Source organism: Micromonospora sp. RP3T (assembly GCF_003027925.1).
Lineage (GTDB): Bacteria > Actinomycetota > Actinomycetes > Mycobacteriales > Micromonosporaceae > Micromonospora.
In genome coordinates this window covers 294,604-314,713 of record NZ_PYPS01000001.1, presented here as the reverse complement: position 1 = coordinate 314,713, position 20,110 = coordinate 294,604, and the positions used below count along the sequence as shown (strand labels likewise).

Here is a 20,110-nt window from a genome sequence, read left to right as displayed (position 1 = left end):
CGACGCCTCCACCCGATCCGCACTCCGGGAGCGATGCCCCATGTCCGTCGACGTCTCCATCCGGGCGGTGCTGCGTGCCCCGCAGGTCGCCCGCGTCCTCCTGGGCAGCCAGCTCGGCCGGCTGCCCACCGCCAGTGGTCCGCTGGCGCTGCTGCTCTTCGCCCGCCAGTCGCTGAGCCTGGCCGTCGCCGGCCTGCTGGTCGCCGCGTACACGGCCGGGATGGCGGTGGGCACCCCGCTGCTGGCCCGGGCGGTGGACCGCTGGCGGCAGCCGCCGGTGCTCTGGGCGGCGGCGATCGTCTCCGGGCTCGGCTTCGGCGCGGTGGCGCTCACCGGCGGGCACCTGGCCGGCGCGGTCACCGGCGCGGCGGTCGCCGGCCTCGGCACCCCGCCGCTGGAGGCGTGCCTGCGCACGCTCTGGCCGGCGCTGCTGCCGCCGGGCACGGTGCCCACCGCGTACACGCTGGACATCGCCGTCCAGGAAGTGATCTTCGTGGTGGGTCCGCTGGTCACGCTGCTCGCGGTGACCGTCGGTGGGCCGTCCGCCGGGCTGTTCGCCGCCGCCGTGGTGCAGCTCGCCGGCACCGCGGTGTACGCGCTGAGCCCCGCCGCCCGGTCCTGGCGCGGGGTGGCCGCGGTGCGGCACTGGGCCGGGCCGCTGCGCGTACCCCGGTTCGCGGTGATGATGCTCGGCGTGGTCGGCGTCGGCGCGGCGGTCGGCAGCATCGCGGTGGCGGTGACCGGCTACGCCGAGGCGGCCGGCGGCCGGCGGCTCAGCGGGTGGCTGCTGGCCGCGCAGGCCACCGGCGCGCTGGTCGGCGGCCTGTGCTGGACCCGGGTCCGGCCGGGCGGACCCGGCCGGCTGCCGCTGCTGGCCGCCGTGCTCACCGTCGGTTTCCTGCCGCTGCTGCTGGCGCCCGGTCCGGTGCCGATGGCCGGCCTGCTCGCGGTCAGCGGGCTGGCGCTGCCGCCGGTGCTGACCGCCGTCTTCCTCACCGCCGAACGGCTCGCCGAGCCCGGCACGGTGGCCGAGGCGTTCGCCTGGGTGAGCACCGCCTTCGTGGTGGGCAGCGCGGCCGGCTCGGCGCTCGCCGGCGTCTCGGCCGGCGTCCGGTACGGGCTGGTGGTCGCGCCCGCCGCCGCGCTGCTCGGCGCCGCGGTGCTGTGGACGGTCGCGCGGCCCGCCCGGGCGGTCGGGCTCACAGCCAGCCGCGGCGTTTGAACAGCAGGTAGAGCGCCGCGCAGACGGCGAACATCAGGGCGACCGCGAACAGGTAGCCGTACCGCCAGTCCAGCTCCGGCATGTGGGTGAAGTTCATCCCGTAGACGGTGCCGATCAGGGTGGGCGCGAACAGGATCGCCGCCCAGGCGGAGACGCGCTTGACCTCCTCGTTCTGCTCGAAGCTGGCCGCGGTGAGGCTGCGCATCTCCTCGTTCTGCGCCTGCGAGACCAGCGTCGCGTTGACGGTGAGGATGTTCTGAAGCAGGTGCCGGAACCCGTCCACCCGCTCCACCACCTGGGTCAGATGGTCGGCCACGTCGCGCAGCAGGCGACGCAGCTCCTCGTCGGTGCCGTAGCGGTCGAAGCCGCCGGAGAGCGCCTCGACGACCTTGAGCAGCGGTCGCGCCGCCCGCTGGAACTGGATCACCTCGCGGCTGAGCTGGTAGATGCGGCGGCTGGCGTTCGGGTCGCCGCCGAACACCTCGGTCTCGATCTCGTCGATGTCGTTCTCCAGGCCGGCGACCACCGGGGCGTAGCCGTCGACCACCCGGTCGAGCACGGCGTAGAGGACCGCCTCGGGACCGAGCGCGAGGACGGTCGGGTCCGCCTCCAGCCGCCGCCGGACGGCCGCCAGGTCGGGCGTGCCGCCGTGCCGGACGGTGATCACGAAGCCGGGGCCGAGGAAGAGGTGCAGCTCGGCGAACTCGACCGCCTCCCGCGCGTCCAGGTAGCGGGCGGCGCGCAGCACCACGAAGAGGGTGTCGCCGTACCGCTCTAGCTTCGGTCGCTGGTGCGCGTTGATGGCGTCCTCGACGGCCAGCTCGGGAAGCTGGAACTCGGCGGCCAGCGAGGCGATCTGCTCCCGGCTCGGCCGGCGCAGTCCGATCCAGGCCATGCCGCCGTCGAGCTGTTGCAGGCAGCGGAACGTGTCGGCGAGGCCGACCGGCGACGCGCGCCGGATCCCGTCGACGTAGACGCCGCTGTCGACCAGCCCTTCGGGCCGTTCCGGCTCGGCCGCGCCGGCGTCGACGGCGTGCTCGTCCAGGCGGCGGCCGAACCCCTCCGGCGGCGGCGTCACGAACCGGTTGCCCGCCATGCCCCTCCCCCGCTGCCCGACCGGCTCGCCGAGTCCCCCGCCCGGGCCGGCGCAAACGTCAGGGCCGGTAGCGGTAGCCCATGCCGGGCTCGGTGATCAGGTGCCGGGGCCGGGCCGGGTCGTCCTCCAGCTTGCGGCGGAGCTGGGCCAGGTACTGCCGGAGGTAGGTGGTCTCCTGCTGGTACTCCGGCCCCCACACGTCGTGCAGGAGCTGCCGCTGGCTGACCAGCTTGCCGGGGTTGCGCAGCAGCTTCTCCAGCACCGCCCACTGGGTGGGGGTCAGTTTGATCTCGGTGCCGTCGTCCCGGGTGACGGTGCGGTCGGCCAGGTCGACGGTGGTCCGGCCGATGCGCAGCGCGGGAACACCGGGGGTGGCGGGCGCCAGCCGTCGGGTCACCGCGCGGATCCGGGCGAGCAGCTCGTCCACCCCGAACGGCTTGGTGACGTAGTCGTCGGCGCCCGCGTCCAGCGCGGCGACCTTGTCCTCGCTGCCGGCCCGACCGGAGAGCACGATGATCGGCACGGTGGTCCAGCCGCGCAGCCCTCGGATGACCTCGGTGCCGTCCAGGTCGGGCAGGCCGAGATCGAGCACCACCAGGTCCGGCGGGTGGGCGGCGGCGGCCTTCAGCGCGGCGGCGCCGGTATCGGCCACCTCGACGTCGTAGCCCCGGGCGCGCAGGTTGATCCGCAGGGCGCGCAGGATCTGCGGCTCGTCGTCGACGACCAGGATGCGCGTCATTCCCGCGGCCCTTCCGACTCGGTGGCGGCGGGCAGCCGCAGCACCATGGTGAGACCGCCGCCGGGCGTGGTCTCCGGGGTGATGCTGCCACCCATCGCCTCGGCGAGCCCCCGGGACAGTGCCAGGCCCAGCCCCACCCCGGTCCGGTTGTCCCGGTCGCCGAGGCGCTGGAACGGCAGGAACACGTGCTCCCACCGGTCCTCCGGGATGCCCGGGCCGGTGTCGATCACCCGCACCTCGACCTGGCCGGCGTGCGCGCTGCCGGTGATCGTCGGCGGCCGGCCGGGCGGGCTGTGCCGCAGGGCGTTGGCGACGATGTTGACCAGCACCCGTTCCAGCAGGCCGGGATCGGCCAGCGCCGCCGGCAGGTCCGCCGGGATGTCCGTGGTCACCTCGGCCGCCACCGGGCCCAGCTCGTCCAACGCCCGGGGTACGGCGTCCTCCAGCCCGATCGCGGTCGCGGCGACGCCGAGCGCGCCGGCCTGCAACCGGCTCATGTCGAGCAGGTTAGCCACCAGCCGGCCCAACCGGTCCAGCGACTCGTCGGCGGTGGCCAGCAGTTCCTCCGAGTCGTCGGCGTCGAACTCGACGTCGTGGCTGCGCAGGCTGCTCACCGCGGCCTTGGCCGAGGCCAGCGGCGTCCGCAGGTCGTGGCTGACGGCGGCGAGCAGCGCGGTGCGCATCCGGTCGGCGGCGGCCAGCGGGCGGGCGGTGGCGGCCTCCTCGGCGAGCCGCTCCTGGCGCAGCGCGACGGCGGCCTGGGCGGCGAACGCCTCGACCACCCGGCGGTCGGCTGCCGCCAGCCGCCGGCCGGCGAGCACCACGCTGAGCCGGTCGTCCACCGGCACCACCGTCTCGCCCGCGTCCGGACTGCCCGGCGGCGCGTCGCCGACGCTGGCCACCACCCGCCAGGCGGCCTCGTCGCGGGACCGGGCCGGCCGTCCCTCCGCCTCGGCGGCGAGTTCGAGCACGCTGACCGCGCGCAGCCCGAACGTCTCCCGGAGCCGGTCCAGCAGCGCCGGAAGCGGGCGCGCGCCACGCAGCACGCTGCCGGCGACGGTGGCCAGCGTCTGCGCGTCGGCGGACGCCCGTGCCGCCTCCCGGGTACGCCGGGCCGCCACGTCGACCACCCCGCTCACCGCGAACGCCACGCCGACGAACACGCCGAGCGCGAGCAGGTTGTCCGCCTCGGCGATGGTCAGCGTGTGGAACGGCGGGGTGAAGAACCAGTTGAGCAGCAGCGAGCCGCCGAGCGCGGCGACCAGCGCCGGCCACAGCCCGCCGACCAGCGCCACGCCGACCACACCGGCGAGGAAGAGCAGGATGTCGTTGGTCAGGGTGAGGTCCGGCAGCGTCCGCAGCAGCAGCGTGAGCAGCGGCATGCCGAGCACGGCCAGCGCGTACCCGAGCAGCCGCCGGCGGCGGGACAACGCGGCCGGCACCGCCGCGCCACGGCGTCCGCGCCCGGCCTGGGGATGGGTGACCAGGTGCACGTCGATCGGGCCGGAGAGCGCGGTGGTGGTCACGCCGACGCCCCGGGAGAGCACCTGGGCGAACCGGCCCCGGCGGCTGGCGCCGAGCACGAGCTGGGTGGCGTTGACGCCCCGGGCGAAGTCGAGCAGCGCGGCCGGCACGTCGGTGCCGAGCACCTGGTGGTACGTGCCGCCGAGGCTCTCCGCCAGCACCCGCTGCCGGGCCAGTTGGGCCGGGTCCGCGCCGGCCAGCCCGTCGCTGCGGGCCACGTGCACGGCGAGCAGGTCGGTGCCCTTGCTTCGGGCGGCGATCCGGGCGGCCCGGCGGATCAACGTCTCGCCCTCGGGGCCACCGGTGAGTGCGACGACCACGCGTTCCCGCGCCTCCCAGGTGTCCGAGATGCCCTGCTGGGCCCGGTACGCGTCGAGCTGCTCGTCGACCTTGTCGGCCAGCCAGAGCAGCGCCAGCTCGCGCAGCGCGGTCAGGTTGCCGACCCGGAAGTAGTTGCCCAGCGCGGCGTCGATCCGGTCCGGCCGGTAGATGTTGCCGTGCGCCATCCGGCGACGCAGCGCCTCCGGTGTCATGTCCACCAGTTCGACCTGTTCGGCGGCGCGCACCACCTGGTCCGGCACGGTCTCCCGCTGGGTGGTGCCGGTGATCCGGGCGACGACGTCGTTGAGCGACTCCAGGTGCTGGACGTTGACCGTGGAGAGCACGCTGATCCCGGCGTCGAGCAGCTCCTGCACGTCCTGCCAGCGCTTGTCGTGCCGGGAGCCGGGGACGTTGGTGTGGGCCAGTTCGTCGACCACCACCACCTCGGGCCGGCGGGCCAGCACCGCGTCGAGGTCCATCTCGGTGAAGTCGACGCCCCGGTAGGTCATCGACCGACGCGGCACCACCTCCAGGTCGCCGAGCATGGCGGCGGTGTGCTCACGGCCGTGCGTCTCGACGAAACCGATCACCACGTCCGTGCCACGTTCGGCCCGACGTTGGGCCTCCTCCAGCATGGCGTACGTCTTGCCGACCCCCGGGGCCGCCCCGAGATAGATCCGCAGTTCACCCCTGCCCACCGCCCCATCCTTCCAGGGGATAAGGAGGGGCCCCCGCTTAACGCATCCGGTAGAGGCGGGGGCCCCGCTTAACAGGCTGGCTCAGCGCGCCGGGAACCTCTCGTCCAGCGCGAGGTTGACTTCCAGCACGTTCACGCCGGGCTCGCCCATGAAGCCGAGCGACCGGCCGGTGGTGTGCTCCTCGACCAGCTCGCGGATCGCCGCCGGGTCCGCGCCGCGCTCGCGCGCCACGCGCGCCACCTGGATCTCCGCGTACGCCGGGGAGATGTGCGGGTCGAGGCCGCTGCCGCTGGCGGTGACCGCGTCGGCCGGCACGGCCGGCTCCGCCGGAGCGTCCCCACGGACCGGGGTGATCAGGCCGCCCTCGGCCACGTAGTCCTGGTCGGGCCGGGCCAGCTCGACCGGGACGCCCTGCCAGGTCGACACGAACGGCGTGGCCGGCGCGACCTGGTTGACGCTCACCACGCGGGTGATCCGGCCGGTCAGGCCGTCGGCGCGGAACACGGCCAGCACCGCGCCCACCCCGTCCGGCGTGCAGTAGGGGCGACGACCGTCCACGCCGTCCAACTCGCCGACCGCCTTACTGCGCGCGCAGACCTGGGTGAGCAGGCTCTGCGCCGAGGTCTCCTCGTCGCTGGTGATGGTGTCCACCATGCTCTCCGGGCCGAGATTGCTGGCCGCGGTGGAGGTCGGGTCGTAGCCGTCGCCGGCGGCGGAGGGGCGGGACTGGAAGTAGCGCGGGACGGGGTTGCCGTCGGAGTCGGTGAAGGACTGCCCGATCAGCGAGCTGCCGACGGGCCTGCCGCCGGCCTCGATCAGGGACCCGTCGGCGTGGGCGTCGAGACCGGGGATCCGGCCCACGGCGACCAGGGCGAGCGGGTACGCCAGCCCGAGCAGCACGGTGAAGACGAGCACCGCGCGCAGGGCGGCCAGGTGTTGGGAGAGCCAACTGGGAAGGCGCATCACGAGATCCCCGGGACGAACTGGACGAGCAGGTCGATGAGCTTGATGCCGACGAACGGCACCACGATGCCGCCGAGGCCGTAGAACAGCAGGTTGCGGCTGAGCAGCTTGGAGGCGCCGGCCGGCCGGTAACGCACCCCGCGCAGGGCCAGCGGGATCAACGCGATGATCACCAAGGCGTTGAAGATGACCGCCGACAGGATCGCCGACTCGGGACTGGCCAGCCGCATCACGTTGAGCGCGTCCAGACTCGGGTAGATGCCGGCGAACATGGCCGGGATGATCGCGAAGTACTTCGCGATGTCGTTGGCGATGCTGAACGTCGTCAACGCGCCCCGCGTGATCAGCAACTGCTTGCCGATCTCCACGATCTCGATCAGCTTGGTCGGGTCGGAGTCGAGGTCGACCATGTTGCCGGCCTCCTTCGCGGCCGACGTGCCGGTGTTCATGGCCACGCCGACGTCCGCCTGGGCCAGCGCCGGCGCGTCGTTCGTGCCGTCCCCGGTCATCGCGACCAGCCGGCCGCCCTCCTGTTCCTTCTTGATCAGGGCGAGCTTGTCCTCCGGCGTGGCCTCGGCGAGGAAGTCGTCCACGCCCGCCTCGTCGGCGATGGCCTTCGCGGTCCGCGGGTTGTCACCGGTGATCATCACGGTCCGGATGCCCATCCGGCGCATCTCGTCGAAGCGCTCCCGCATGCCGGCCTTGACCACGTCCTTGAGGTGGATGACGCCCAGCGCCCGGGCCGGTTCGCCGGCCACGTGCTCGGCGACCACGAGCGGAGTGCCGCCGGTGCCGCTGATCGCGTCGACCAGTTCACCGACCTGCTCGGTCGGGTGGCCGCCGTTCTCGCGTACCCACCTCATCACCGCGGCGGCGGCGCCCTTGCGGATCTGCCGGCCGCCGACGGCGCCGTCACCGGCCAGGTCGACGCCGCTCATCCGGGTCTGAGCGGTGAACGGCACGAACGTGGCGTGCGGAATCAGGCCGGGCTCGCGCTCGCGCAGCCCGAACTCGTTCTTCGCCAGCACCACCACCGAGCGCCCCTCCGGGGTCTCGTCGGCCAGGCTGGAGAGCTGCGCCGCGTCCGCGACAGCGGCGGCGTCCACGCCGGTCACCGGCAGGAACTCGGCGGCCTGCCGGTTGCCCAGGGTGATGGTGCCGGTCTTGTCCAGCAGCAGCGTGTTGACGTCGCCGGCCGCCTCGACCGCCCGCCCGCTCATGGCGAGCACGTTGCGCTGAACGAGGCGATCCATGCCGGCGATGCCGATCGCGGACAGCAGCGCGCCGATGGTGGTCGGGATGAGGCAGACCAGGAGCGAGACCAGCACGATCCCGGTGACGCCGCCGTCGGTGATCGCCTGCGTGTCCGGAGCGGCGGCCTGGTAGCCCTTGGCGAAGATCGCCAACGGCTGGAGCGTGACGACCGCGAGCAGGAAGATGATCGTCAGCGCGGCCAGCAGGATGTTGAGCGCGATCTCGTTCGGGGTCTTCTGCCGGTTGGCACCCTCGACCAGGGCGATCATCCGGTCGATGAAGCTCTCCCCCGGCTTCTGCGTGATCTTCACGACGATCCGGTCGGAGAGGACCCGGGTGCCGCCGGTGACCGCGCTGCGGTCGCCGCCGGACTCCCGGATCACCGGCGCGGACTCGCCGGTGATGGCCGACTCGTCGACGCTGGCGATGCCCTCGACGACGTCGCCGTCGCCCGGGATGATCTGCCCGGCCTCGACCAGCACGATGTCGTCCTGCTTGAGCTGCGGCGCGGGCACCGCCTCGTCGCGGTAGCCGTTGGCCGCCGCGCCCGGCGTCCAGCCGAGCAGGCGGGTGGCGATGGTGTCCTGCTTGGCCCGCCGCAGCGTGTCGGCCTGGGCCTTGCCGCGCCCCTCGGCGACCGCCTCGGCCAGGTTGGCGAAGACCACTGTCAACCAGAGCCAGATCGTGATCGCGAGCGCGAACACGGACGGGTCGGCGACGGCGAGGACGGTGGTGAACAGCGCGCCGATCTCGACGATCAGCATCACCGGATTGCGCCACAGGGTACGCGGGTCGAGCTTGCGCAGCGCGTCCGGCAGTGACCGGACCAGCTGCTTCGGGTCGAGGAGGCCACCGCCGACCCGGTTGCCCTGGGTGGCTGGTGTGCCGGGGGTGGCGGGGGTGGCGGCGTCCGCCGCGCCGTGCGGCGCCGGCGTAGACGTGGTCATGTCCTTCTCTCTCATGGTGGTCACAGCCCTTCGGCCAGCGGGCCGAGCGCGAGCGCGGGCAGAAAGGTGAGCGCGACGAGGATCACCGTGACGCCGACGACCATGCCGACGAAGAGCGGCTTGTGGGTCGGCAGGGTCCCCTCGGACGCGGGCGTGGGTTGCTGGCGGGCCAGCGAGCCGGCCAGGGCGAGCGCGAAGATGATCGGCAGGAACCGACCGAGCAGCATGCAGAGGCCCAGGGCGGTGTTCCACCACTGCGTGTTCACGGTGATGCCGGCGAACGCCGAGCCGTTGTTGTTGCTCGCCGAGGTGAACGCATAGAGCACCTCGGAGAGCCCGTGCGGGCCGACGTTGAGCGCGGTCGAGTTGTTGCCGGTGGCGAACGCGGCGGCGGTGCCGGCGAGCACCAGCGCCGGGGTGATCAGGAAGTACATCGAGGCGAACTTGATCTCGCGCGAGCCGATCTTCTTGCCCAGGTACTCCGGCGTGCGGCCGACCATCAGGCCGGCGACGAACACCGTGATCACCGCCAGGATGAGCAGGCCGTACAGGCCGGCGCCGACGCCTCCGGGGGCGACCTCGCCGAGCATCATGTTGCCCAGCGTCATCATCCCACCCAGCGCGGTGTACGAGTCGTGGAACGAGTTGACCGCGCCGGTGGAGGTGAGCGTGGTGGCGGCGGCGAAGGTGGCCGAGTTCGACACGTCGAACCGCACCTCCTTACCTTCGAGGGCCGCGCCGACCGCCTGCGGCACCGTGCCGTGGCCGGTCAGCTCGAACACGTTGGTCAGGGTGATGCTGGCCAGCGCGAGGATCGCCATCACCGCGGCGATCGCGTAGCCCTGCCGGTTCTGCCCGACCATCCGGCCGAAGACCCGGGGCAGGCTGAACGGAATGAGCAGGATCAGGAAGATCTCGATCCAGTTCGTCCAGGTGGTCGGGTTCTCGAAGGGGTGGGCGCTGTTGACGTTGTAGAAGCCACCGCCGTTGGTGCCCAGCTCCTTGATGACCTCCTGGCTGGCCACCGGGCCGCCGGTGATGGTCTGGCTGCCGCCGGTCAGCGTGGTCACGTCGGTGCCGCCGGAGAGGTTCTGCACCGCGCCGCCGAGCATCAGGGCGAGCGTGCCGAGCACCGCGATCGGCAGCAGGATCCGCAGGACGATCCGGGTCAGGTCGACCCAGAAGTTGCCCAGCTCGCCGGTACGACTGCGGGCGAAGCCCCGGACCAGCGCCACCGCGACGGCGATGCCGACCGCGGCGGAGACGAAGTTCTGCACCGCCAGGCCGGCCATCTGCACCAGGTGACCCATGGTCGACTCACCCGAGTACCACTGCCAGTTCGTGTTGGTCACGAACGACACCGCGGTGTTCCACGCGCCGTGCGGCACCACCGGGTCGAAGCCCAGCGAGAGCCAGAGGTGGTTCTGCAGCCGCTGGAACGCGTACAGGAACAGGATCGAGACGGCCGAGAAGGCCAACACGCTGCGGGCGTACACGCCCCAGGTCTGCTCGACGGCCGGGTTGACCCCGACCAGGCGGTAGATCCCCCGCTCGACGCGGGCGGACCGAGTGCCGGAGACCACCCGGTACATGTGGTCGCCGAACGGCCGGTAGACGGCCACCAGCGCCACCACCAGCGACAACACGAAGAGCATCCCGGCTGTTGTCATGCTCATCAGAAGCGCTCCGGGAACAGCAGGGCGACGACCAGGAACACGCCCAGTCCGATCGCCAGCACCAGGCCGACTGCGTTGACGGCGCTCACAGCTTCTCCACACCCCGCACCACGAGGGCGAGAGCCGCGAACAGCCCCACCGTCAGCAAAACGAACAGCACGTCAGACACGGCTGACCTCTCCTAGCGGAAAATGTCCTCGCGACCGCCTCCCGGTCGCGCCGGGCAATCAAAACGCCAGTTCACGCGGACGGACAGGGGCCATAACACGACCATCACGCCGGGCGGTGGTTTCTTGACGCGCCTTTCACGCCGCCCCCGGGTGGGGGTGAGGCCGGTCACGGCCGACGCGGACGCCACGAGGCGAGCAGCGGGGGCAGCACGACCATCCGCAGGTGCTCCAGGTCCGATCGACCGAACGCGCGGTCCACCGCCTCCGCCACCTGCGCGAACGTGTGCGCCGGACCGGCGGCGAAGACACCACCCGGGCGCGGCCACCAGTTGCGGCCCCACCCGGTCACCAGCTCCACCTCGATCGACAGCGACCTGTCACCGGCCGGCTCAGGCCGCGCGGCGCCCCTCGGCGCGCTCCGGCGGAGTGATCACGGCCGCCGGCCCGGGCACCCGGCGCAGCGGCGGGCGCGGCGCGTCGTGGTGGCCGGAGTTGATCGAACGGGCGTACCGGTAACCGGTGCCGAGCACCGCGGCGAAACCGATCAGCACGGCGTGGGACCAGCCGTCGCCGGAGCCGGTCAGCTCCCCGAAGCGGTGGGCCAGGAAACCGACGAACGTCGCCGCGCCCAGCGCGGTCACCGCGGCCACCGCGCGCAGGTCGGCCACCACCGCGGCGTACGCCCCGACCGCGATCGCGATCAGCAGCACTCGGCCGGGCAGTTCCCCCGGCGCGAAGACCGCCGCCGCCACCAGGGCCGAGCCCACCACCAGCAGCACGCCGCCGGCCACCCGGATTCCGGTTTCCTGATCTCGTACCACAGCCACGACACGCCTCCGGCGAACCGACCGCGGGCCCGAAACGCCCGCACTGGCAGCCATACCAGCCGGGCCGGCGGCCCGCCGTCGACACCTTTGACGCATCCGCTACGCGGAGCCGGACCGTTTTCACGTCGCCTTGACGCGCTCGCGTCAGCCCTCGGGGCTGGCCGCCCCCGAGCCGGCGCGCTCGCCGGACCGGGGTGGGTCGAGCGGACCGAAGGCCGAGCGCACCAGGCGGTTCGCCTCGTCCTGGTCGACGTCGGTGGCGACCAGCAGGTCACTGGCCGCGGTGCGCACCTGGGCCACCACGACCGCGCCGGAGAAGTCCACCCCAGCCCGGTACGCGCGCCCGGCCTCGGCCACCGCCCGCAACGCGGACTCCCGGCAGCGGGTCGGCTCCGCCACGCCCCGGGCGAACTCCTTGCGCAGTCGGCGGGCCGCCTCGGCCAGCCCCGACACGGCAGCAGGCATGGCGTCCGGGATCCGCTCGCCGTCGGCGAGCAGCGTGACCGCCCGCCGGATCAGCGTGCCGCTGTTGCGCATCGCCCGGTCCACCGGCTCGACCGAGTTCGCGTACCGGCCGAGCGGCCCCTGCCGGGCGGTCCAGTAGACCGGCGAGAGCGTGGCGGCCTCCCGGGCGCCCTGCGCGGCCTCGCCGAAGGCGCCCATCTCCTCCTTGTTGTCGCGCAGCCGGTCCCGGGCGGCGATCGCCCCCTCGACCTCCCGCTCGCGCAGGGCGGCGGCGGTGCGGTCCAACTGGTCGGCGAGCAGCGTCAACGCGGGGCCGGCCGCCCGGTTGATGATCCGCAGCGGGTTCAGGGGCAGCAGCACGGCGGTCACCAGCAGCGTCGCGCCGCCGCCGATCAGCGCGTCGACCACCCGGGGCGCTTCGAGGTTCGGCATGGTCGGCGTCAGGGTGCCGATCAGCACCGCGGTCGCGCCGGCCTGGACCACCAGCGCCGGGCTGCGACCGACGAACGCGGCCACCAGGACGGCCAGCGCCACGATGGCGCCGAGCTGCCAGGCGCCGACCCCGACCAGGCTGATCAACAGGTTGCCGATCAGGATGCCGACCGCCACGCCGAGCACCAGTTCGACGGTACGGCGCAGGCGTTGCCCCACCGAGGCGGCGAGCGCCACCACCGCCGAGATCGGGGCGAAGACCGGTTGGGCCACGTGCAGCAGCGAATCCGCGGCCCACCAGGAGAGGCCGGCGGCCAACCCGGCCTGGGCGGCCAGCCCGGCGCCTGCGCGTACCCGGCGGAGCCGGTCCGTCAGCAGCGCCGGCACGGCCCGTAGCCGGCGGGCGAGGCGCTGGTCACCGGCGGCCTTGTCCCCGGCGGCCTGGTCACCGCCGCCCGCTCCCGCACCAGCCACGGCCGGGCGTACCCGCTTCCGGGTGGGTCAATCCTGCTCAGCTGCCGAGGGCGTGGGGGACCACCGCGTCACTCGTCGACCGGGCGGTGCCCGGCGGCGGGACGGACCGCCGTGCCCGGATCAGCGGGGCATCTCCCGCCAGCCGGTGCCGCTCGACCGCCACGCCCCGGCGAGGATGCTCGCCGAGACCCGGCTCGGGCACTGCTGGATCTTCGACCGGCCGGCGGCGCCGCCGATCTGGGCCTGGACCTGCCACTGCTGTCCGTCGGTGCAGATGTAGACGTCGCGGCGCCCGCGGGGGATGTTGACGCCGTTCCACCAATGTTCCTCGACGACCATGAACTGACCGTACCGCAGGTGACCCGGTCCGGCCCAGACCCGGGGTACGGGCCGGGCCGCACCCGGGGTCAGCCGTCCAGCCGGCGGACCATGTTCAGCACGGTCTCGACCTGGGCACCGCCCTTGATCGGGTAGTTCGTGCCGAGGTAGCCCCACCAGTCCCAGCAGCCGTTCGGGTTGACTCCGGAGGCGATCGCCTGCGGGTAGAGCACGATCAGTCGGTTGGTGTCGGCGTACTGGTTGAGGTTGGCCCGGTCGACGAACGCGGTGCCGACCCGGGCGTACCCCTGGGCGCAGCCGTGCAGCGCGACCAGCAGCCGGCAGGTGGTGCCGGCGGCGCAGGCGGCCGGCACGTACGCGAAGCCGCTGCCGTCCATGCTCAGCCCGTTGGCCCAGCCGTTGACCGCGAAGCTGTCCTGGCTGAATCGGATCAGCGTGCCGCCGAGCGGGCCGGTGTTCGGCGCGGCGACCGGGCCGAGCAGGTGGGCGAGGAACGCGCCCTGCGGGTCGGTGCCGCAGTCGGCGAGGAACGGCGAGGCGGTGGCCGTGCAGCCGACCGTGCCGTAGGGCGTGACCCAGGAGTGCCCGGCCGAACCGCCGGAGTCGTAGCGAACGCCGGCGCCGAAGTCCTGGTAGTAGCGGACCAGGTCGTCGGTGACCGATTTCTTCACGGTGGCGTCGCTGGTGCCGTGGTAGACGTACACCGGCTGGCCGGCCAGGTTGCCGGTGCCGTCGATCCAGCCGGACGAGGCCCAGGCGCGGGTGTACGCCTCCAGGTTGCCCAGGTACGTGGGGTAGATGTTGTCTCCGCAGCCGTAGAGCGCCTGCGGGACGCTGTTCTGCGCGCAGTAGTACGGCCCGGCCGCGAAGATCGCCGCGCCCCGGATCCGGGCCGAGTAGGCGACCTGGAGCTGGGTGGCCAGGTACCCGCCGGAGGAGACCCCGGCGACGTAGACGGCGGAGACCGGGTACGCGCGCAGCGTGCCGGCGACCGGAGCCTTCGTGTACGGAGTGCTCGCGGCCCGGGCGGCGACGCCACCGGGCAGGACCAGCAGGAGCGCGGCGGCGAGGGTGGTGACGGCCTTCCACGGTGTCTTCATGGCGTTCTCCCGTCCGAGCGCCGGCGGGACGACCGGCGTGCCGGCACGCTAGCGTGACATCGACCACAGCAGATATCCGTACGGTCGACACCTCGCCCGCCGGGGCGGTGTGGGCCGACCACCCCGGAAATCCCCTGGACCGTCGCCGGGGCCCGAACTAGCGTCCCGGCGGATGGACCTGCCACGGAGCTTCACCATCCGCGAGGGCGACCTGCGCGTCCTCAATCCGATCGACGAGGCCAAGCTGGCCACGCTGGGCCGGGTGCTCCGGCTCCCGCCCGGCACGGAGCTGCTGGACCTGTGCAGCGGCAAGGGCGAACTGCTCTGCACGTGGGCCCGGGACCACGGCGTCACCGGCACCGGCGTCGACATCAGCACCGCGTTCACCGCCGCCGCCCGGGACCGCGCCGCCGAGCTGGGCGTCGCCGACCGGGTCCGGTTCGTGCACGGCGACGCCGCCGCGTACGTCGCCGAACGCCCGGTCGACGTGGCCGCCTGCGTCGGCGCGACCTGGATCGGCGACGGCGTCCCCGGCACGCTGGACCTGCTCGACCGCGCGCTGCGCCCCGGCGGCCTGGCGCTGGTCGGCGAGCCGTACTGGCGGCGGGACCCACCCGACGCCGAGACCGTGGCCGGCTCGCAGGCGCGGTCCCGGGACGAGTTCCACGACTTACCGGGCCTGGTCCGGCTCTTCGGCGCGTGCGGCTGGGACCTGGTCGAGATGGTCCTCGCCGACCAGGACAGCTGGGACCGCTACGCCGCCGCGCACTGGTTGAACCTGCGCCGCTGGCTGGACGCCAACCCGGACGACGAACTGGCCCCGGAGCTGCGGCGGGAGGTGACCGAGGACCCGCTGCGGTACGTCCGCTTCCAGCGCGAGTATCTGGGTTGGGGGGTGTTCGCGCTGATGCGTCGCTGATGCCCCGGACCCGCCGACGACGGACGGCCGGGCTTAGCAGATCGCTACGCAGGGTAAAGACAGATCATGGGACAGTTGCGCACGTCGCCGCCGCCGCCACAGGCCGCTGAGCTGGAGCAGTGGGTGCTCGACACCCCCGAGGAACTCCGCGACGTGCGCGCCTCCCTACGTGACGCGCTGAACCGGCACGGACTGGTGCAGGGCGAGGACCTGGACGAGGTGCCGCACATGGTGCTGCTCGTCGCCACGGAGCTGTCCAGCAACGCGCTCCGGCACGGGCGGCCACCGACCATCCTCACGTTGCTCGCCAGCGACGACTGCTTCCTGCTCGACGTGGCGGACCACGACATCAGCTCGGTGCCGGAGCTGACCGACATCCACCCGATGGACTCGGGTGGGCGCGGGCTGTTCCTGGCCCAGTCGATCTCGCTCGACGTCGGCTGGTACGCCACCGACACCACCAAGCACATCTGGGCCTCGTTCTCGCGGTAGGGCTCAGAAACCGGACACCGGGTGCGGGACGTACGGCGCCTCCAGCTCCGCCACCTCGGCGTCGGTCAACTCCATCTCCAGCGCGGCGACCGCGTCGGTCAGGTGGTGCGGCTTCGTGGCCCCGACGATCGGTGCGGTCACCGCCGGATGGCGCGCCACCCAGGCCAACGCCACCTGGGCGCGCGGCACGCCACGCTGCGCGGCGACCCGGCCCACCGCGTCGACCACCGCCCGGTCGTGCTCCTCGGTGCGCGCGTACAGCTTGCGGCCGAACTCGTCGGTGTCCGCTCGCGCGGTCCGCTCCCCCGGGTCGCGGGTCAGCAGGCCGCGGGCCAGCGGGCTCCACGGGATCACCGCGACGCCCTCGTCGAGGCAGAGCGGCAGCATCTCCCGCTCCTCCTCGCGGTAGATCAGGTTGTAGTGGTTCTGCATCGAGACGAACCGGGTCCAGCCGTGCCGCTCGGCGATCCCGAGCGCCTTGGCGAACTGCCACGCGTACATCGACGAGGCGCCGAGGTAGCGGACCTTGCCGACCCGGACCAGGTCGTGCAGCGCCTCCAGCGTCTCCTCGATCGGCGTGGCCGGGTCGAGACGGTGGATCTGGTAGAGGTCGACGTAGTCGGTGCCGAGCCGGCGCAGGCTCGCGTCGATCTCGCTCATGATGTGCTTGCGGGACAGGCCGCCCCGGTTCGGTCCCGACCCCCGCCGGCCGTGGACCTTCGTCGCGATCACCACCTCGTCGCGGTCGGCGAAGTCCTTCAACGCCCGGCCGACGATCTCCTCGCTGGTGCCGTCGGAGTAGACGTTGGCGGTGTCGAAGAAGTTCACCCCCAGCTCCAACGCCTGCTTGATGAAGGGCCGGGCGTCGTCCTCCGGCAGCGACCACGGGTGCGTGCCCCGTCCCGGCTCGCCGTAGCTCATGCAACCCAGGCAGAGCCGGGACACCTGAAGGCCGGTGGAGCCGAACGTCACGTAATCCATGCGGTCCATCTCACCACCGCCGTACCGGCTCCGCAGTCCGGCGGCCCGGCCACCGGGACGGGCGGCTCAGTCGCCGTGTTCCGCGGTGGCCGCCGGAACGTCACCCCAGACCGCCTTCGCCCCGGACTCGCCCACCCGGTAGACCTGCACCAGGTTCGCCGCGGCCACCACCACCGCCAGCACGGCCACCAGCACGCCCGGCACGCCGGGCCCGGCCGTCGCCCCGGCACCGGCCGGCCGCTCCGCCCGGCGCTGCAACCAGACCAGCGCGACGGCGACGACCAGCAACGGCAACGCGAACCAGAGCAGTTGGTCGCCCAGCTCGGCGTGCCGACCCGGGTCACCGACCCGCCGCTCCAGGCTCTCCCCGCTCTCGGTGGCGAGCGGGATCGCCGCGGTGGCCAGCGCGGCGACCAGCACCACGAGCCACCCGAAGCGGCCCCGCCAGGCGGGGCGTACGGCCAACGCGACCACGCCCAGCGCGGCCAGCGGCAGCAGGACCACCACGGCGTGCACCACCAGCGGATGCAGGGGCAGTCCGTTCACGGAGTCCGGCACGATGATCTCCTCGGCGGTGGGGTTGTCCGGTTCGGTCCCACAGTGCCCGGCACTTCTTGCGAAGTTCTTGCGCCGGGCCCGCTCAGGCCGGTGGCAGCAGCAGCGTGAAGGTGGCGCCGCGCCCCGGCGCGCCGGCCACCTCGACCGTGCCCCGGTGCGCCTGTGCCACGTGCTGGACCAGGGCGAGACCGAGGCCGAACCGCCGACCGGCCCCGGCCGTGCCGTGGGCGAACCGCGCGAACAGGTGGTCCGCCTCCGCCGGGTCCAGCCCGACCCCGTCGTCGGCGACCTCGGCGGCGATCCGCCCGTCCCGGTGGGACACGGTCACCGTGACGTGCCCGCCCGCCGGTACGTGCCCGACCGCGTTGTCCACCAGCGCGGTCACCGCCCGACGCAGGGCCGGGCCGGCGCCCCGGACCAGCGCCGGGCCGGCCGCCACCAGCCGCAGCTCCACCTGCCGCTCGCCGGCGTACGCGGACATGCTGCCCACCACCTCGCGGGCCACCTCGGTCAGGTCCACCGCGGTGTCCGGCAACGGCTGGTGCTCGGCGGCGGCCGACACCAGCAGATCCTCCACCACCTCGCCGAGCGCCCGGGTGTCCGCCACGAGCTGGTCGAGCTGCCCGGCCAGCCGCTCCGCCGGCTGTTCCCGAGCCCGCCGGGCCAGCAGTTGCGCCCGGGTGTGCAGCACGGTCAGCGGGGCACGCAGCTCGTGCGAGGCGTCCGCCACGAACCGGCGTTGCATGCCCAACGCGGCGGCCAGCGGGGCGACCGCCCGGCGGGCCAGCAGTGTCGCGGTCACCAGCGCACCGGCCAGCCCGGCCAGCTCGGCCACCAGCAGCGCGAGGCCGAGCTGCCCCTGCCGGCGCCGGAGCGGGGCCAGCTCGGCGGCGACCGCCCAGCGGGTGCCGTCGGCCCGGCGCGCCACCGCCACCCGGACCGGCCGGTCGTCGCCGGCCGTCGCGTCGTGGCGGCCGGGCGGACGGCGTACCGCCTCGTCGAGCACGCGGGTCAGCTCGGGGGACGCGCCCGGCGTCACCTCGACGACCGGGTCGCCGGGACGCTGCCGCGCCAGGAACTGCCCCGGCGGCGGATCGTCGACGTCCTCGGCGGCGGCCAGCACCCGGGTCAGCTCACCGTCCAACGCCCGGGACTCCTGCCGGCTGGTCAGCACGAACATCAGCGCGCCGACGAGCAGCAGGACCAGCCCGATCGCGCCGGCGGTCTGCGCCACGCTGCGCCGGCGGGCACGGGCGAGCCGGGCCTCGTCCACGCTCAGCCGGCCCCGAGCCGGTAACCCAGCCCGTGCACCGTCCGGACGGCGTCCCGCCCCAGCTTCCGGCGCAGGTGGTGGACGCAGGCGTCGACGGTGCCGGGCGCGTCGGCGCGGTCGAACGCGGTGCTGAGCAGCTCGGCCCGGGTGAATACCTTGCGGGGCCGCCCGGCGAGGGCGTGCAGCACGGCGAACTCGCGCGCGGAGAGCGGGATCTCCTCGGCGCCGTCGACGACCCGACGATTGCCCACGTCGAGCCGGCCACGGCCCAGCGGCAACCAGCTCGCGCCGTCCGGGTGGCGGCGGCGCAACGCCCGCAGCCGGGCCGACAGCTCCGCCACCTCGAACGGCTTGACCAGGTAGTCCTCCGCCCCGGCGTCCAGGCCGGCCACCCGGTCGTGCAGCGCGCCCCGGGCGGTGAGCAGCAGCACCGGGCAGGTGACGCCGTGTGCCCGCAGCCGGGTGACCAGCTCCAACCCGTCCAGCGCGGGCAGCCCCCGGTCGACCACCATGACCTGGTAGTCCCGGCTCAGCGCCCGGTGCAGCCCGAGGTGGCCGTCGCCGGCCACGTCGACGTCGTACCCCTCCTCGGTGAGCAGGTCGACGAGGAGACCGGACAGGGCGCGGTCGTCCTCGACCAGCAGCAGGCGGGGACGGCTCTCCACCCGGCCAGTATTCACCCGGCGGGTCGGCGGGTCAGTGGTCCCCGGCCGGGATCGGGTCGTCGTACTGGCCGGACGGGCCGGCCAGCGGCTCGCCACCCACCAGCGGCCACGCGTTCGGCGCGCAGCCGTGCAGGCCGAGCGTCTGCTGCACCATCACCGGCGCCGGGCCGCCGGAGCGGGGGCAACGCTCGTGGCCGTGGCCGAGCCGGTGGCCCACCTCGTGGTTGAGCAGGTAGTGCCGGTAGAGGCCGAGGTCGGGAACGTGCGGCACGCCGTACACCCAGCGGGCCACGTTGATCACCACCCGGTCGCCGTTGCGGCAGGACGTGTAGCGGTCGCTCGGGTCGCCGCACAGCTCGCCCCGGGTGACCGGCGTGGTCAGCAGCACGGTGAAGTCGGCCGGCGCGTCCCGGCCCACCCGTTGCAGCCGCCACCGGCCGTCACCGGTCCAGCCGCGCGGGTCGGCGAGTGTCGCCGCGACCTCCCGGGCGAAGCGCTCCACGTCCACGTTGCGGATGCCGTCCTCGACCGCGACCCGGTACCGCAGCAGCTCACCGCCGCGCCCGGCGACCGCGCCGGCGGTGTCGGCGGTGCGGAACCCGCCTCCGCCCCGGAGCGGGTAGCTGATGCGGGGTGGCACCCGGCCGGCTGCCGGGACCGGCGACGGGGCGACCTTCACCGGCGGGGCGGTCGCCACCGGCGGCATCGCCGCCGGCACGGTCCGGTCCACCCCGACCGAGGCCAGCAGCTCCGGATGGCGTCGTACGGCGTACCCGCCGATCGCCGTGAGGCCGATCACGACGAGCACCACCGCGAACGCGTGGAGGCCGGCCCCCGACCGTCGTCGGCGGCGGTGCACGCCCCGGTCCTGCCCGCCCACGTCGCTCTCCGTCCGTCGCCCCGCCCGTGTTCCGGCCAGGAGTACGGATACCAGGTCCGGACGGTTGAACGGAAGGGCCGGGTACCGTCTGTGCC

Annotated in this window: 20 protein-coding genes; 3 read left to right on the top strand and 17 right to left on the bottom strand. The window is 73.8% G+C overall.

Going from position 1 to position 20,110, the window contains the following annotated elements:
• Nucleotides 1-40: 40 nt before the first annotated feature.
• The gene (locus C8054_RS01530; RefSeq protein ID WP_107154841.1) at nt 41-1,222 is read left to right on the top strand and encodes an MFS transporter; all 1,182 of its coding nucleotides are present in this window, start codon (nt 41-43) and stop codon (nt 1,220-1,222) included.
• Here the strand turns inward: C8054_RS01530 and C8054_RS01525 are convergent.
• The 12 genes from C8054_RS01525 to C8054_RS01470 form a co-directional block, all read right to left on the bottom strand.
• Nucleotides 1,200-2,318: a magnesium and cobalt transport protein CorA gene (locus tag C8054_RS01525; protein ID WP_107154840.1), complete on the bottom strand. Its 1,119-nt coding sequence runs from the start codon at nt 2,316-2,318 to the stop codon at nt 1,200-1,202. The two genes, C8054_RS01530 and C8054_RS01525, sit on opposite strands and share 23 nt — an antisense overlap.
• Nucleotides 2,319-2,376: 58 nt before the next feature.
• Nucleotides 2,377-3,057, bottom strand: a complete 681-nt coding sequence (locus tag C8054_RS01520; protein WP_107154839.1) for a response regulator — start codon at nt 3,055-3,057, stop codon at nt 2,377-2,379.
• The gene (locus C8054_RS01515) at nt 3,054-5,600 is read right to left on the bottom strand and encodes a DUF4118 domain-containing protein (RefSeq protein ID WP_107154838.1); all 2,547 of its coding nucleotides are present in this window, start codon (nt 5,598-5,600) and stop codon (nt 3,054-3,056) included. The genes C8054_RS01520 and C8054_RS01515 overlap by 4 nt, the downstream gene beginning before the upstream one ends.
• Before the next feature lie 81 nt (nt 5,601-5,681).
• Complete coding sequence (locus tag C8054_RS01510; RefSeq protein ID WP_107154837.1) at nt 5,682-6,563, bottom strand: potassium-transporting ATPase subunit C; 882 nt, start codon at nt 6,561-6,563, stop codon at nt 5,682-5,684.
• Nucleotides 6,563-8,764 carry a potassium-transporting ATPase subunit KdpB gene (gene kdpB, locus C8054_RS01505; protein ID WP_107154836.1) on the bottom strand — a complete coding sequence of 734 codons (2,202 nt, stop codon included), beginning with the start codon at nt 8,762-8,764 and terminating at the stop codon, nt 6,563-6,565. The genes C8054_RS01510 and kdpB overlap by 1 nt, the downstream gene beginning before the upstream one ends.
• Before the next feature lie 20 nt (nt 8,765-8,784).
• A complete protein-coding gene (kdpA, locus tag C8054_RS01500) occupies nt 8,785-10,440 on the bottom strand; it encodes a potassium-transporting ATPase subunit KdpA (protein ID WP_107154835.1) in 1,656 nt (551 codons plus the stop codon).
• Nucleotides 10,440-10,529 carry a K(+)-transporting ATPase subunit F gene (kdpF, locus tag C8054_RS01495; protein ID WP_036343797.1) on the bottom strand — a complete coding sequence of 30 codons (90 nt, stop codon included), beginning with the start codon at nt 10,527-10,529 and terminating at the stop codon, nt 10,440-10,442. Before kdpF ends, kdpA begins: the two co-directional genes overlap by 1 nt.
• Before the next feature lie 247 nt (nt 10,530-10,776).
• Nucleotides 10,777-10,959, bottom strand: a complete 183-nt coding sequence (locus C8054_RS01490; RefSeq protein ID WP_146179831.1) for a hypothetical protein — start codon at nt 10,957-10,959, stop codon at nt 10,777-10,779.
• Nucleotides 10,960-10,999: 40 nt separating this feature from the next.
• Nucleotides 11,000-11,437, bottom strand: a complete 438-nt coding sequence (locus C8054_RS01485) for a hypothetical protein (protein WP_146179830.1) — start codon at nt 11,435-11,437, stop codon at nt 11,000-11,002.
• A 144-nt stretch (nt 11,438-11,581) separates the two neighbouring features.
• Nucleotides 11,582-12,721: an aromatic acid exporter family protein gene (locus C8054_RS01480; protein WP_233219439.1), complete on the bottom strand. Its 1,140-nt coding sequence runs from the start codon at nt 12,719-12,721 to the stop codon at nt 11,582-11,584.
• A 207-nt stretch (nt 12,722-12,928) separates the two neighbouring features.
• A complete protein-coding gene (locus C8054_RS01475; RefSeq protein WP_091062509.1) occupies nt 12,929-13,147 on the bottom strand; it encodes a hypothetical protein in 219 nt (72 codons plus the stop codon).
• Nucleotides 13,148-13,215: 68 nt separating this feature from the next.
• A complete protein-coding gene (locus tag C8054_RS01470) occupies nt 13,216-14,247 on the bottom strand; it encodes a PHB depolymerase family esterase (RefSeq protein WP_107154831.1) in 1,032 nt (343 codons plus the stop codon).
• Between the two features lie 172 nt (nt 14,248-14,419).
• Between C8054_RS01470 and C8054_RS01465 the strand changes: the two genes are divergently transcribed.
• Complete coding sequence (locus C8054_RS01465; protein WP_107154830.1) at nt 14,420-15,166, top strand: cyclopropane-fatty-acyl-phospholipid synthase family protein; 747 nt, start codon at nt 14,420-14,422, stop codon at nt 15,164-15,166.
• A gap of 66 nt (nt 15,167-15,232) precedes the next feature.
• Complete coding sequence (locus C8054_RS01460; protein WP_107154829.1) at nt 15,233-15,658, top strand: ATP-binding protein; 426 nt, start codon at nt 15,233-15,235, stop codon at nt 15,656-15,658.
• A 3-nt stretch (nt 15,659-15,661) separates the two neighbouring features.
• On the opposite strand, the gene C8054_RS01455 is transcribed toward C8054_RS01460, so the two are convergent.
• The 5 genes from C8054_RS01455 to C8054_RS01435 form a co-directional block, all read right to left on the bottom strand.
• Nucleotides 15,662-16,639, bottom strand: coding sequence for an aldo/keto reductase (locus tag C8054_RS01455; RefSeq protein WP_107154944.1), 978 nt, complete (start codon nt 16,637-16,639; stop codon nt 15,662-15,664).
• Nucleotides 16,640-16,705: 66 nt separating this feature from the next.
• On the bottom strand, nt 16,706-17,197 hold the full coding sequence (locus C8054_RS01450; protein WP_233219417.1) for a DUF2231 domain-containing protein: 492 nt from the start codon (nt 17,195-17,197) through the stop codon (nt 16,706-16,708).
• Between the two features lie 82 nt (nt 17,198-17,279).
• Nucleotides 17,280-18,470 (bottom strand): cell wall metabolism sensor histidine kinase WalK, encoded by a 1,191-nt coding sequence (locus C8054_RS01445; RefSeq protein WP_107154827.1) that lies wholly within the window; start codon nt 18,468-18,470, stop codon nt 17,280-17,282.
• A gap of 2 nt (nt 18,471-18,472) precedes the next feature.
• Entirely contained in the window at nt 18,473-19,135 is a 663-nt protein-coding gene (locus tag C8054_RS01440; protein WP_107154826.1) for a response regulator transcription factor, read from the bottom strand.
• Between the two features lie 31 nt (nt 19,136-19,166).
• The gene (locus C8054_RS01435) at nt 19,167-20,015 is read right to left on the bottom strand and encodes a DUF3152 domain-containing protein (protein WP_199199452.1); all 849 of its coding nucleotides are present in this window, start codon (nt 20,013-20,015) and stop codon (nt 19,167-19,169) included.
• Nucleotides 20,016-20,110: the final 95 nt, after the last annotated feature.